Raw genomic sequence first — 14246 nt, forward strand, 5'->3', positions numbered from 1 at the left:
TAATAACAAGCGCAGTAAAATTTACTCTTTTTCTTCAATAATTGTTTTATATAAAGCGTTTTTCTTCATACCAAAGTATTCGGCTACAACGCCACAGGCTTTTTTCATTGGCATTTCACTCTCAAGAAGTGCCAGCATTTTGCGCGCTTCTGGCGGAACATCGTCTATTTGCTTTGGTTTACCCGCAAGCATAAGCACTATTTCGCCGCGCTGCTTGGTAGGATCATCAGTTAAAAACTGTTTAAGCTCACTTACACTACCATTAAAAAATGTTTCAAAGGTTTTGGTTAGCTCTTTAGCAAATACAACTTGCTGCTCATCACCAAGGGCTAGTGCTAAATCATCAAGGCTTGCCATAATACGGTGCGTACTTTCGTACATTATACTGGTGATACCTGAGTTAACAGCTTCGGTAAAAAAGTCTTGGCGAGCTTTGCTTTTAGCTGGCGTAAAACCAATAAACTGAAAACGGTCGGTTGGTAAGCCTGAACAACATACGGCTGTAATTGCAGCACATGCACCTGGAACAGGTGTAACATGAGCACCTTGTTCGCGACATAGATTTACCACAGCGTAGCCTGGATCACTAATTAGTGGCGTACCAGCGTCAGATACTAAAGCAATATTTAAACCTTGATTAAGTTGATCAATAATTTGTTGTGCTTTTTGCTTTTCGTTGTGGTCGTGTAATGCAAACGTTTTTGCCTTAATTCCAAAGTGGCTAAGTAGCTTGCCAGTATGGCGAGTGTCTTCAGCAGCTATTAAGTCAACTTGCGATAATGTCGCAATGGCACGGTGACTTAAGTCGTCATAATTGCCAATTGGGGTGGCAACAATGTAAAGAGTGCCAATTTTCTGTGAATTCTCCTCATTTAACATTGAGGTCTCCTGCGTCAGTCAGTAATATAAGCAAATCGCGTTAACGTATTGGGAAATCATTGTGCGACTTAAACTAGTTAGTCTATTAATTATATTGTCAGGGTTATCGGCGTGTAGCACAACCGAAAAACCAACTAAAAACAGCGATAACGTAAGTAACCGCACTAATGCACTGCAAAATCAGGCAACCAGTGCGCAATCTATCTACCAATTGGCGCAAAACCGCCAAGGTGCCGATAAAATACAGTTATTGTATAGCGCCCGTGATGCTGCAATTAGTGAGCAAAACTGGCCTTTGTTAGAGAAAATTGGTAATGAGCTTGAATTAACCGCAAGTGTTGATCAAATCCAAAACCGTCTTTATATTGCATTTGCACAAAAACAACAGAATAAGAATGATCAAGCTTTGGTGATTTTGCAATCGCTAGACGGACAACTGACTCAACCTGAGCATTTTGCATGGCATCAGTTTTTAACAGCCAGTATTTATGCATCGCAAAACTTTCCTAAAAAAGCTGCCCCCTATTTCTTTAGAGCTTCTGAAACAGCCACAAAAAACAATATAGAAATCCCTCAGCTCAATCAAAATTTGTGGGATAACTTAAAACAGCTCTCTTCATATGCGCTTGAACGTTTTAACCGTGGTTCGGTTATCCAGCAAGGCTGGGTAAACCTTGGTCTATACTATCAAGTATATGCAAGTAGCGGCGTGGAGCTAGACCAAGCAATTAATAATTGGCGCAGGCGCTATATTGGGCATCCGGCTTTTTCTGTATTACCTGAACAAGACGAAATGCTTACTGAGCTCGCCCCTATTAATATAGAGCGTTTAGTTGTGTTGTTTCCACAATCAGGCCCTAACGAACGCTTAGGTGATGCGCTTAAAGCCGGTGTGTTAGCTGCACTTGATACGCAAACTATCAACGACACTATTTTTATTGATGAAAACCTAAGCACTGAGGAAATCGCAGCGCAACTTGAAGAAATAAAGCCTGATTTTGTAATTGGTCCTCTACTTAAAGCAAATATTGATAAACTAGCCAATGCACAAACTCTTATTGATACTCCGGTACTGCATTTAAACACCTTTGATGGTGAGCGCATTTCGCTTCAGCATTATTACTTTGCATTAAACCCTGAGCACGAAGTACAACAAGCTCTGGAACACTTTTTAACTAAGGGCTATCAAAAGCCTATGCTGCTTGCGCCAAATAATGCAAATGGCCAACGTTTAGTTGATTATTTTAACCTACAGTGGCAACGCTACAGCGAAACCAAGCCACAAATCGGTTTTTATAACGATAAAAAAGATATGCCGAACACAATTACCAGCTTATTAGAAGTTGATAAGTCAAAAGATCGCATACAAACAGTTAAAGCATTATTTAAGCAAGAAGTAGAAAACGAAACGCGTTCACGCAGTGATATAGACGTTATTTATATTTTGGGTGATGCAATAGAAACTCGCTTAATTAAACCTTACCTTGATGTAAACGTCAGTACATTTGCTGATCGCATTCCACTTTATGCAAGCTCTAAAAGTCATAGTAAACAAATTGACAGTACAGACAAAGGCGACTTAGACGGCCTATACTTCACTGAATTACCGTGGATGCTTGATTCACAAATTAAACAACATAATTTACGCCAGCAGTACAACTCTCTATGGCCAGAGCAAATTGATATTAGCCAACGCTTATTTGCAATGGCGTACGATGCAGTATCAATATTACATGACATTAGACAGTTAAGCGTAATGCCAGGCAATCAATATAGTGGCTTAAGTGGTAAGTTGTCTGTTAATACCAGCGGCCATATAGAACGTATGCTCGACTGGGCTCAATATACAAACCGTCGCATTAAGCCTGTGCAATTAGAAACACAACGCCCGGTACCATTGTTTATGCAATCAGCGGGTGATATACAAACTATAAATTAAACTTTATTAAGTTAAGGGGGCGGCATGTCGTGGTTTAAAGAGCTGTGGCACAATAGTCGCGAAAAAGGCCTGTATTATGAGCTTGAAGCGCAAAAATACTTAGTTACTCAGGGCTTAACACCCATTGAACGTAATTATTACTGCCCCTTTGGCGAGCTTGATGTCATTATGAAAGAAGGCGATACCCTTGTATTCATTGAGGTCAAGTTTCGCAAAAATAATGCCCGTGGCGGTGCCAACTATGCACTTAGCCCACAAAAACAAGCTCGATTAAAACGTAGTATTTATCATTACTTAGCAGCTAAAAATTTAACTAACCAAGCACTAAGAATTGATTATGTAGCCATTACAGGAGAAGCATCTCCTAATATTAATTGGCTTAAAAATGTATTTTAAACGCAAATACAAAGATAAATTATTGGTAGGCTATGCAAGACACAATTAAAGAAATTTTTACAGAAAGCATTCAAGTTCAAATCGCTGCTGGTGAAGTGCTACCTAGTGCGCTTGAGTCAGCTGCATTTACTATTGCACAAAGTCTGATCAACGGAAATAAACTCATTTGCTGCGGTACTGCTAATTGCCACATGCTCGCCCAGCACATGGCGGGTGTATTGGTTAATCACTATGAAACCGAGCGTCCTTGTTTGCCGGCAATTGCTCTATCGCAAGAAAACGTTAACCTTGGACAAAGTACTCAGGTAGACGATCACGATACATTTGCTCGCCAAGTCCGCGCTTTTGCTCAGCAAGGCGATTTATTGCTCGTACTGGCTATTAACGGTAACGAAAAACATGTTATTTCTGCCGTTGAAGCTGCACTAACTAAAGATATGAAGGTCATAGTTATGGTTGGTGATGATGGTGGCGAGTTGGTTGGCCTACTTGGCCCTAACGATGTTGAAATTAGATCTCCATCTAAACGCCCTAGCCGCATTATCGAATCCCATTTAGTTAACTTACATTGTTTAAGCGAACTGGTTGATTTAACGCTTTTCCCTCAGGATGAAAATTATGTTTAAACGCTCTCTTATTGTTTTAGGTACTGTTGTATTACTACAAGGCTGCGCAGCTGCTGTTGTAGCAGGTACAGCCAGTGCAGTAACTGCAGCGAACGATCGCCGTACCATTGGCTCTCAGATTGACGATAACAATATTGAAATAAAAGCCAGTATTGCACTTAGCGAAGTAGAACGCCTTGAAAAATTTGCCAATATAAGCGCTGTAAGCGTTAACGGTATTGTTTTACTTGTAGGCCAGGTATCTAATGAAGAAATGAGAAACGAAGCACAGCGTACCATTGAGGGCGTTTCAGGTATTCGTAAGATACATAACCAAATTCGTATTGGCTCAAATATTGGTATTACTACACAAACGCATGACTCTTGGTTAACTTCTAAAGTAAAAGCTCAGCTACTAACAGCAAAAGACATTAGCAGTAATAACATTAAAGTAGTTACTGAAAACGCTGAAGTATTTTTAATGGGTTTAGTATCTGACTCTGAGTCTACTCAAGCTGTAAACATTGCCCGAAATGTATCTGGCGTAGAGCGTGTAATTAAAGTATTTGAATACTTGTAAACACAAAATACAGACATAAAAAAACCGCTTATTAAGCGGTTTTTTTTTCGCATTTACTTATTATTTAATAACGCGTAAATGAGAGCCTTTTTTCTTCTGTGGCTTTTCTGGTGGTGTTTCATCAATAAATTCAGCTGATGAATCAACACTTTCAAGCTCAGGCACAAAATCGTCTTCGTCCTCTAAAAACTCATCTGCAGTAAAGACTGTTCCTTCGCCATTTTCACGCGCGTATATTGCAAGCACAGCACCTAGAGGCACATACACTTGCATTGGCTGACCACCAAAGCGCGCATTGAAGCTAAGTTGGGTTAAGTCTAACGAAAACTGTGTGACCGCTGATGGACTTATGTTTAAAACAATTTGTCCATCTTGAACAAACTGTGTTGGCACTTGTACATTTGCAAACCCAGCGTCTACCACTAAATGCGGTGTACACTCGTTATCGACTATCCAATCAAAAAAAGCACGTAATAAATAAGGACGATTAGGCGTCATTATAAACGGATCTCACGCTCAGCTTCAGTTAAAGAGGCTTGGAATGACTCACGTTCAAATAAACGGATCATGTACTCTTTAAGCTCTTTAGAACCTGCACCATTAAGCTCAATACCAAACTCTGGTAAACGCCATAATAGTGGAGCTAAATAACAGTCTACTAAGCTAAACTCTTCACTCATAAAGTAAGGTGCTTCGCTAAAAATAGGTGCTACAGCAAGTAATGCTTCTGTTAGCTCTTTACGAGCTTGAGCAGCATCTGACGTGTTGTTACTGATTTTATCAGCTAGGCTGTACCAGTCAGTATCAATACGATGCATCATTAAGCGACTACGACCACGCATTACCGGGTAAACAGGCATTAGTGGAGGATGAGGAAAACGCTCATCAAGGTATTCCATGATGATGTTTGCCTGGTATAAACCAAGCTCACGGTCAATCAGTGTTGGCACTGTGCCGTAAGGGTTAATTTCGTGAAGTGCTTCTGGCAAGTTATCTTTTTCAGCCAAATGAATATCTACACTTACACCTTTTTCCGCAAGTACAATACGTACTTGGTGGCTATACATACAGTTAGCACCAGAAAAAAGGGTCATTACAGGGCGCTTATTGGCAGCTACGGCCATGCCTATACCTCCATTAAATAACTAAAACAGCAAAAGGGGCTTAAGCCCCTATTGCAAAATTACCTTTAAAAATGTTCAACTTAATGAACATCTCTCCAGTATTCTTTCTTAAGCATAAATGCCAAGATAAATAGAATTATTAAGAATCCTATTACCTTAATACCTAGCGCTTCCGATTCAAGACGTGAAGGTTCACCCACGTACTCAAGGAAGTTTGTTAAATCACGAGCCGCTTGGTCGTATTCATCTACGCTTAATTCACCCGTACCATCAGTTTCAGTAGCAATAACTTTGGTCACAGTGTGGCCATGTTCTTCTACTTCTTTAGTGATAGGCGTTGGTAAACCTTGTAGTTCTTGAAGAACATGAGGCATACCTACCGATGGAAAAACAATATTGTTAACTCCAAACGGGCGAGATTCATCTTTATAAAACGATTTTAGGTACGTGTAAATATAATCTGGTGATTTTACACGTGCAATTAGAGTTAAATCCGGCGGAGCCGCACCAAACCATTTTGCTGCATCGTCTTTTGTAATTGCGTTGGTGATATGGCCACCTACTTTAGAGCCGTCAAAAATTAACTGCTCTAAACCAACTTCTGTTGGGATACCGATATCACGAAAAGTACGCTCATAACGTTGATACTGCATTTGGTGACAACCAAGACAGTAGTTCATGAACAACTTTGCACCGCGTTGTAAAGATGGTTGATCAGTAAGGTCGTTATTCGCTTCCATTAAAGGAACCGACGGACCTGCTGCCATAACCATGTTAGGCAACAAGTTTACTGATAAAGCAAATAAACCAATAATAAGCTTCTTCATCATTTCGTTAACCTCTCTGGCAATGGCTTAGTTTTTTCGTTCTTACTGTATACAAACAACAGTACGAAGAACATAAAGTAAGTCACAGTACAGATTTGAGAAATAATCGTTTTCATATCAGTTTGTGGAGTTGCACCCACCCAACCAAGAAGAACGAAAGTTACAACAAAGCCTGCAATGTTCCATTTATGGAAACCACAACGGTAACGAACCGATTTAACTCTACCACGGTCTATCCAAGGTAGTAATGCAAGTACTACAATCGATGCACCCATCGCCGCAACACCGATTAACTTATCAGGGATTGCACGTAAGATTGCATAGAATGGCGTAAAGTACCAAACCGGGAAAATATGCTCAGGTGTTTTAAGTGGGTTAGCTGCCTCGAAGTTTGGACCTTCTAAAAAGAAGCCATTCATCGCCGGCATAAAGAACACAACCCAACAAAACAGTATTAAGAAACCAACCACACCCACAATATCTTTAACTGTGTAGTAAGGGTGGAACGGTATCGCATCAACAATGTCTTTTTTGTTAGTGTAATACTCGTGGAATTTAAATTTAGGCTTATCTTCTTCAGCTACTGAGCCTTTCTTACGTTTAATCTCAATACCTTCAGGGTTATTTGAACCCACTTCGTGTAGAGCAACAATGTGTAAGAAAACTAAGATTACAATAACCAGTGGTAGTGCAATTACATGTAATGCAAAGAAGCGATTAAGCGTTGCACCTGATATTACGTAGTCACCACGGATCCAAAGTGTTAAGTCATCACCAATAACCGGAATAGCACCGAATAATGAAATGATTACTTGTGCGCCCCAGAACGACATTTGGCCCCATGGTAATAAGTATCCCATGAATGCTTCAGCCATTAGCGCTAAGAAAATGAACATACCAAATAACCACAGTAATTCACGCGGTTTTTGGTAAGAACCGTAGATCATGCCACGGAACATATGCATATATACAACGATGAAAAACGCTGATGCACCTGTTGAGTGCAAGTAACGTAGTAACCAGCCATATTCTACATCACGCATGATGTACTCTACCGAGGCAAAAGCACCTTCAGCAGACGGAACAAAGTTCATCGTTAACCAAATACCTGTTAGGATTTGGTTTACTAGTACTAACATGGCTAGTGAGCCAAAAAAGTACCAGAAGTTAAAGTTTTTAGGTGCTGGATACTGTGCAATGTGCATGTTCCAAACACGTGTCATTGGGATTCGGTCGTCTATCCAACCAATAATCTTACCAAACATTAGGCTACCCCTCTTTCTTCGCCCACTAAAATAGTGGTGTCATCTAGAAAAGTATAAGGTGGTATTTCTAAGTTTAATGGTGCAGGTACCGATTGAAATACTCGACCAGCCATATCAAATTTAGAACCGTGGCACGGGCAGTAGAAACCGTCATCAGTCCCTTCTACTTTCTCACCAAAATTACCTTGTAAAAAGCCTGGTGAACATCCTAAATGCGTACAAATACCTACAGCCAAAAATATTTCTGGACGTAATGAACGGTAATCATTTGTTGATGATTCTAATTGTTGTGGCTCTTGCGATTGCGGATCACGAAGTTGACCTTCATGTTCTTTCATCTGCTCAAGCATTTTTGGGGTACGTGATACAACCCATACAGGTTTACCACGCCACTCGACACGTATTAATTGTCCAGGCTCAAGTTTGCTGATATCTACTTCTACAGGCGCACCCGCAGATTTAGCTCGCTCACTTGGATTCCAAGACGCAATAAAAGGAACAGCAGCCCCAGCCGCACCAACACCACCTACAACAGAGGTAGCTATGGTTAAAAAGCGACGTCGGCCATTGTCTACAGGCGCATTGCTCATCCACTTATCTCCACTATGATTCTCAACACTTGCTATATTGAGAACATCAGTTACAGCAGGTTAATTATTCGAAATTTTTAAAATAGAAGCGATCATAATTAAAACCCTTGATTAAAACAAGGTTATTCAAAGCCCCATGCTCGAATAAACCTGACTTGATCAAAAATTTGATTAAGCTAGCTCGAGAATAAAGCCGAACGACTATAATAACGCTTCTGTAAAAACAATATACTGACCGAGATCAACACCACTAAGAGGAAACAGTAAAAACTGTACATAGTGTCGTTAAACTCACTCATTTTACTTCCACGCCAATTGTAGCAAAAAATTCCACCAATTAACTGATGGATTTAAACTAATTACGATAATTATTTAACTTTTTTGCAGCTATCTGAGTGTTTTTTAACTTTCGTTCGATTAATACGCAGTTATTAATAAATTTGATCATCATTAATTACAGCAATACCAAGTATGGCGACCGCTATAAACAAATTTAAATTAAGTAGCAAATGTAAACTTTTTGATTTGAAAACAAAAAACCCAGCATAAGCTGGGTTTTTGAATTCTTGATAACGTATAGATTAACGTTTTGAGAACTGTGGACGCTTACGCGCTTTCTTAAGACCCACTTTCTTACGTTCAACTTTACGTGCATCACGTGTAACAAAACCTGCTTTACGAAGTTGTGGACGTAGTGACTCGTCAAACTCCATAAGTGCACGAGTGATACCGTGACGGATAGCACCAGCTTGACCAGTTGTACCACCACCAGAAACGGTGATGTAAAGGTCAAATTTTTCAGTCATATCAACTAGCTCAAGAGCTTGATGAACAACCATGCGTGCTGTTTCGCGACCAAAATACTCTTCTAGAGAGCGTTTGTTGATTACGATGTTACCAGTGCCTGGGCGTAAGAATACGCGAGCACTTGAACTTTTACGACGACCTGTACCGTAGTATTGATTTGCCATGATGGTGCTCCTTAAATGTCTAGAACCTGAGGCTGTTGTGCAGCATGGTTATGCTCAGTACCTGCGTAAACTTTAAGTTTACGGTACATAGCGCGGCCTAAAGGACCACGTGGCAACATGCCTTTTACAGCTTTCTCGATGATCATTTCAGGCTTTGCAGCTTGAAGTTTATCAAAAGTAGTAGACTTAAGGCCACCTGGAAAACCAGAGTGAGCGTAGTACACTTTATCTTTGAATTTGTTACCAGTTACAGTAACTTTTTCAGCGTTGATAACGATGATGTAATCACCAGTATCTACGTGAGGAGTGTATTCAGCTTTATGCTTACCGCGTAGGCGGTGAGCGATTTCAGTAGCGATGCGACCTAAAGTTTTACCTTCAGCGTCAACTACGTACCAGTCACGTTTTACTGTTTCTGGTTTAGCAACAAACGTTTTCATTTATAAAAATCCAATGTTTTTCAATTAAAACCACAAGTAGTTAATATTAACTACTGCTCTAAGTTTGCTATAACCCCTTCGAGTTTTAGACTTTTGCGCCGCTCACAAGTGGCTAGACTATATGAGGACATAGAACGCAACGTGGCAGACGCGGGAGTATACCAGCACTTAAAACACATTGCTACTCGCCGGTTGTTTTTTCCACAAGAAATTTCAGAAATAAGAAGTACTATATATGTACCTCTTTTTTATAGTTGCCCTATTACACATTTACTTACTTATTTAAACTAAATGCTCTCTAGCTAAATATTCTAAGGATTGCATTTCTTGTAAACGACTAATACAACGCTTAAATTCAAAATTTAAATTACCTTGGGTATAAAGTTCGGTAATAGGTTTTTCAGCCGATATAATTAAAGTTACATGGCGCTCGTAAAATTCATCCACTAAAGCAATAAAACGTCTAGCAGCATCATCATTAGTTTGACCTAGCTGTTTTACGTTAGAAATAATCACCGTATTGTATAAGCGGCTAATCTCCATGTAATCGACCTGGCTACGTGCTGTTTCGCACAATTCACTAAACTCAAACATCACAACGCATTTAGCTACTTTACGCGTTTTGATTTTTCGCCCTTCGATCTCTATCGGCTCATCTAATTGCCCTGGCTCTGGCGATAACTTATCGAAGTACTCAAATAGGTTTTTATCCGCATCTTCATCTAACGGACTATGAAAAATTTCAGCTTGCTCTAAAGTACGTAAGCGATAATCGATACCTGAATCTACATTAACTATCTCGGTATTTTTTTTAACAAGCTCAATAGCTGGCATAAAACGCGCTCGCTGTAAGCCATTTCTGTAAAGTTCATCTGGCACTATATTAGAGGTTGCTACAAGTACTATGCCCCGTGCAAATAGCGCTTCCATTAAGCCACCTAATAGCATGGCATCAGTAATGTCTTGTACAAAAAACTCATCAAAGCAAATAATGTCTGTTTCTGCTTTAAAAGTGTCAGCAATTTTTTCTAATGGATTAGCCGTATTATTTAGCTTTTTAAGCTCGTTATGCACTCGGTGCATAAATCGATGAAAGTGCACACGCATTTTACGTGTGCCCGGTAATGATTCGTAAAAAGTGTCAACTAAATAAGTTTTACCACGCCCTACTCCCCCCCAAAAGTACAAACCTTTTACAGGCGCAGGTTCTTCTTTACTAAATAGCTTAGCAAAAAAGCCTTTTTGTTTTGGCTTTGTCTGAGTTAGGTCATCGTATAGACGTTGTAAATGGCGCACAGCATTTTCTTGTGCTGCGTCGTGTACAAAGTCATCTCGCTTCAAGTCTTGTTGGTATGTTTGCCAAGGAGTCATATCTATTTACAGTTAAAACACAGTTTAATTTGCAAAGCATATTAACACGCATCATAACTCGGGGTATATTACACTTAGTATGATTTATAATTGAATCGGCATTCGTTAGTTATTTTCCCAAAGGGGTAGTTTTTATGGGCACAGTTATGTGGGTAGGTTTGATTGTTATTGTTGCTGTTGTAGCATTTTTTATTGGCGCATTTGTTACTAAAAAACAGTTCAAACAAGATGAATTAAAAGAGCAAGCAGAGCAAGCTGAAAATGCGTTAGAGCAGTATCGCCAAGATGTAGCTGATCATTTAGCGAATACTGGTAAGCTCGTAAATAAAATGAAAGAAAACTATGATCAACTGCTTAGTCACGTTGAAGAAACAAACCAGCTTCTTCTAGAAGATAGAAATAAAGCACCAGCTGAACCATTCTTTTCAAAAGAAACAACAGAACAACTGCAGGCTTCATTAAAAGAGCGTCAATGCGATCGTTCTACAGCCGCAGCACAACCAGCTGATTATGTATCAGGTGAATCAGGTTTATTTGCTGGTCAAAATAAAGTTTCAGAACATTCTAAAGCATCTTGATGAACTTTTTTTTGACCCCATAGTCTTTAGATATAACAGCTTTGTTGTTTTATCTAAATAAACCGAAAAGGGCTGCTGTAAAGTAGCCCTTTTTGTTTTGCTTTATCTTAAGTGGAGTTACCCCTGACTATGAAAATGAAATTATCACTTATCAGCGCAGCTATTTTATCTACAAGCTTGTTAATGAGCCCAGTAGCGTCTTATGCAAAAATGCCAATTGCAGTAAATGGTCAACAACTACCAACTCTTGCCCCCATGCTAGAGAAAATATCTCCAGGTGTTGTAAGTATCCAAGTTTCAGGCTCAAAAGAAGTACGCCGCCGTGCAGATCCGCTTGAATACTTTTTTGGACAGCAACAGCCTCGCAGTCAAAAGCGTCAATTTAGTGGATTAGGCTCTGGGGTGATTATTGATGCTGATGAGGGTTATGTAGTCACTAATAATCACGTAATCCAAGATGCCGAAAAAATGGTAGTAACCCTCGAAGATGGCCGTGAATTTGAAGCAACTAAAATTGGTACTGATACAGAATCAGACATCGCTCTTTTACAAATAGACGCTGATGACTTAACTGAAATAAAACTCGCAAATTCAGACAGTTTACGAGTGGGCGACTTTGCTGTTGCTATTGGTAACCCATTTGGACTTAGCCACACAGTTACATCTGGTATTGTTAGTGCTCTTGGTCGTAGTGGTTTAAATATTGAGGGCTACGAAGATTTCATTCAAACCGATGCTGCTATTAACCAAGGCAACTCTGGTGGTGCATTAGTTAACTTAAACGGTGAATTGATTGGTATTAACACTGCGATTTTAGGTGCTTCTGGCGGTAACGTGGGTATTGGTTTTGCCATTCCATCAAACATGATGAAAAACTTAGTTGATCAAATTGTTGAACACGGTGAAGTACGCCGAGGTTCGCTGGGTATTTCTGGCCGCCCACTTGATGCAGGCCTTGCTAAAGCGCAGCAACTTGACGTTAAACAAGGTGCTTATGTAATGCAAGTAATGGACGACACTGCTGCAAGTAAAGCAGGTATAAAAGCAGGTGACGTAATTGTTAGCATTAATGGCGGTGATATTAGTGGTTTCCATGAACTACGCAGCAAAATTGCTACGCTAGGTGAAGGCCGCGAAATAAAACTTGGTATTTACCGCGATGGTAAAATTAAAACGGTAAAAGTAACTCTTGATGGTGCATCAGGTGTTACAGCGACTGGCGAAGAGCTGCATCCTGCGTTCCAAGGCGCGACACTTGAAAACGTGCAAAAAAATAGTAATAAAGGTGTTGAGGTTACGTCTGTAGACCCTCGCTCACCTTCTGCCCGTGTTGGCCTTGAAGAAGGTGATATTATTATGCAAGTGAATCGCCAAAGAGTAGAGACTATCCGTGATATGAATAAGATTATCGAAAACACTAAAGGTAATATCGTACTTGGCGTGCAACGTGGTCGTGAGTCTATATTTATTTTAATTCAGTAATAAATAGCACTATTAATGTAATAAAAATAACAGTGGCACTTGCCGCTGTTATTTTTTTTATGTCATCATAAAGAGATTGCTCACTTACATAATAAGAAAACTGTGCTGAAATTAATAAAATTTATTCTTCCCCCTTTATTTGCAGGTCTAAGTATTGCTTTTTTAGTGGTTTTTTTCAGCCCTAATATGCGAGCCGCCTTACTTCCTAATGTTCCCCTTCCAAGCGCGATGAGTGCGAGTCACCTAAGTTTTTCTGATGCAGTTAAACGAGCAGCTCCTTCTGTAGTTACTATTTTTTCAGAAAGCATTTCCAAAGAACCTCGTTATAAAAGAAAAAACACGGTACAAGAGCTAGGCTCTGGCGTCATTATGTCGCAAGACGGTTATATTCTTACTAACTATCATGTTGTTAATAATGCAGACCAAATTATGGTTATCTTAACCGATGGCCGACGCTTTTTTGATGTGCAACTCATTGGTTTTGATACTATTACTGATTTAGCCTTACTTAAAATCAATGCAGATCACCTCCCAGTGATTCCCGTAAACGATAGCTATGTATCAAATGTAGGCGATGTTGTACTTGCTATAGGCAACCCGCTTAACTTAGGGCAAACAATCACTCAAGGCATTATTAGTGCAACGGGTAAGCAAAAAATTACAGATAGCCCTTACAATAACTTATTGCAAATGGATGCAGCTATTAACGTGGGCAACTCCGGCGGCGCATTAGTTAACTCCAATGGTGATTTAGTCGGCATTACTTCTGCACAATTTAAAACGCGTGAGAACTTGAATATTCAAGGAATATTTTTCGCGGTTCCTTACTCACTTGCTAAAAAAGTGATGGGTAAACTCATTCGTCACGGTCGGGTTGTGCGCGGCTATTTAGGCTTTGAAGGCACAGCAGTAGATAGTACGGGTAAAGAAGTAAACGACAGCCTAACGCCGGTTACCGGCATGCGTATTACTAATTTAGACCCTTTGGGGCCAGCATGGCAAGCAGGCATTGAAGAGCAAGATATCGTCATTAAAATTGCAGGGCTTTCGGTAGCAAACCCACAAAAAGTGCTTGAAAAAATAGGTAATACGGAGCCCGGTAAAGAAATAGAATTTGAGCTATACAGAGATGGCAAAATAGAAAAAATCATGGTGGTGGTAGCTGAGCTTGAAACAAAGCTTTAAAAAAGAGTAATACC

The 14246-nt window shown here is 39.8% G+C and carries 16 protein-coding genes; 7 read left to right on the forward strand and 9 right to left on the reverse strand.

The window, feature by feature from the left end; all coding sequences use genetic code 11:
• Window positions 1-21: 21 nt before the first annotated feature.
• The gene (gene rsmI, locus H5126_RS07030) at window positions 22-879 is read right to left on the reverse strand and encodes a 16S rRNA (cytidine(1402)-2'-O)-methyltransferase (protein WP_024595588.1); all 858 of its coding nucleotides are present in this window, start codon (window positions 877-879) and stop codon (window positions 22-24) included.
• A gap of 61 nt (window positions 880-940) precedes the next feature.
• Here rsmI and H5126_RS07035 point away from each other — a divergent pair, with 61 nt between their 5' ends.
• The 4 genes from H5126_RS07035 to dolP are packed head-to-tail and all read left to right on the forward strand — an operon-like array spanning window position 941 to window position 4399.
• Entirely contained in the window at window positions 941-2818 is a 1878-nt protein-coding gene (locus H5126_RS07035; RefSeq protein WP_002957971.1) for a penicillin-binding protein activator, read from the forward strand.
• A 24-nt stretch (window positions 2819-2842) separates the two neighbouring features.
• A complete protein-coding gene (locus tag H5126_RS07040; protein WP_149602130.1) occupies window positions 2843-3214 on the forward strand; it encodes a YraN family protein in 372 nt (123 codons plus the stop codon).
• 32 nt (window positions 3215-3246) lie between these two features.
• On the forward strand, window positions 3247-3840 hold the full coding sequence (locus H5126_RS07045) for an SIS domain-containing protein (protein ID WP_002957968.1): 594 nt from the start codon (window positions 3247-3249) through the stop codon (window positions 3838-3840).
• Window positions 3833-4399 (forward strand): division/outer membrane stress-associated lipid-binding lipoprotein, encoded by a 567-nt coding sequence (dolP, locus tag H5126_RS07050; protein ID WP_002957967.1) that lies wholly within the window; start codon window positions 3833-3835, stop codon window positions 4397-4399. Before H5126_RS07045 ends, dolP begins: the two co-directional genes overlap by 8 nt.
• Before the next feature lie 60 nt (window positions 4400-4459).
• On the opposite strand, the gene H5126_RS07055 is transcribed toward dolP, so the two are convergent.
• From H5126_RS07055 to zapE, 8 genes are all read right to left on the reverse strand, one after another.
• Window positions 4460-4897, reverse strand: a complete 438-nt coding sequence (locus H5126_RS07055; protein WP_002957966.1) for a ClpXP protease specificity-enhancing factor — start codon at window positions 4895-4897, stop codon at window positions 4460-4462.
• Window positions 4897-5523 carry a stringent starvation protein SspA gene (gene sspA / locus H5126_RS07060; protein ID WP_002957965.1) on the reverse strand — a complete coding sequence of 209 codons (627 nt, stop codon included), beginning with the start codon at window positions 5521-5523 and terminating at the stop codon, window positions 4897-4899. The genes H5126_RS07055 and sspA overlap by 1 nt, the downstream gene beginning before the upstream one ends.
• Window positions 5524-5603: 80 nt before the next feature.
• The gene (locus tag H5126_RS07065) at window positions 5604-6353 is read right to left on the reverse strand and encodes a cytochrome c1 (protein WP_182719893.1); all 750 of its coding nucleotides are present in this window, start codon (window positions 6351-6353) and stop codon (window positions 5604-5606) included.
• Window positions 6350-7615, reverse strand: a complete 1266-nt coding sequence (locus H5126_RS07070) for a cytochrome b N-terminal domain-containing protein (RefSeq protein WP_002957963.1) — start codon at window positions 7613-7615, stop codon at window positions 6350-6352. Before H5126_RS07070 ends, H5126_RS07065 begins: the two co-directional genes overlap by 4 nt.
• A complete protein-coding gene (gene petA, locus H5126_RS07075; protein ID WP_002957962.1) occupies window positions 7615-8205 on the reverse strand; it encodes a ubiquinol-cytochrome c reductase iron-sulfur subunit in 591 nt (196 codons plus the stop codon). Before petA ends, H5126_RS07070 begins: the two co-directional genes overlap by 1 nt.
• 581 nt (window positions 8206-8786) lie before the next feature.
• On the reverse strand, window positions 8787-9179 hold the full coding sequence (gene rpsI / locus H5126_RS07080) for a 30S ribosomal protein S9 (RefSeq protein WP_024595789.1): 393 nt from the start codon (window positions 9177-9179) through the stop codon (window positions 8787-8789).
• 8 nt (window positions 9180-9187) lie between these two features.
• Window positions 9188-9616, reverse strand: a complete 429-nt coding sequence (rplM, locus tag H5126_RS07085) for a 50S ribosomal protein L13 (RefSeq protein WP_002957960.1) — start codon at window positions 9614-9616, stop codon at window positions 9188-9190.
• 282 nt (window positions 9617-9898) lie between these two features.
• Entirely contained in the window at window positions 9899-10987 is a 1089-nt protein-coding gene (gene zapE / locus H5126_RS07090) for a cell division protein ZapE (protein WP_002957958.1), read from the reverse strand.
• A gap of 134 nt (window positions 10988-11121) precedes the next feature.
• Between zapE and H5126_RS07095 the strand changes: the two genes are divergently transcribed.
• From H5126_RS07095 to H5126_RS07105, 3 genes are all read left to right on the forward strand, one after another.
• Entirely contained in the window at window positions 11122-11565 is a 444-nt protein-coding gene (locus H5126_RS07095; protein ID WP_002957957.1) for a YhcB family protein, read from the forward strand.
• Window positions 11566-11694: 129 nt separating this feature from the next.
• Window positions 11695-13047 carry a Do family serine endopeptidase gene (locus tag H5126_RS07100; protein WP_024606350.1) on the forward strand — a complete coding sequence of 451 codons (1353 nt, stop codon included), beginning with the start codon at window positions 11695-11697 and terminating at the stop codon, window positions 13045-13047.
• A gap of 102 nt (window positions 13048-13149) precedes the next feature.
• Window positions 13150-14232, forward strand: a complete 1083-nt coding sequence (locus tag H5126_RS07105; protein ID WP_024595792.1) for a trypsin-like peptidase domain-containing protein — start codon at window positions 13150-13152, stop codon at window positions 14230-14232.
• Window positions 14233-14246: the final 14 nt, after the last annotated feature.

This window comes from Pseudoalteromonas sp. SG45-3, from assembly GCF_014164075.1.
Taxonomy (GTDB): domain Bacteria; phylum Pseudomonadota; class Gammaproteobacteria; order Enterobacterales; family Alteromonadaceae; genus Pseudoalteromonas; species Pseudoalteromonas distincta.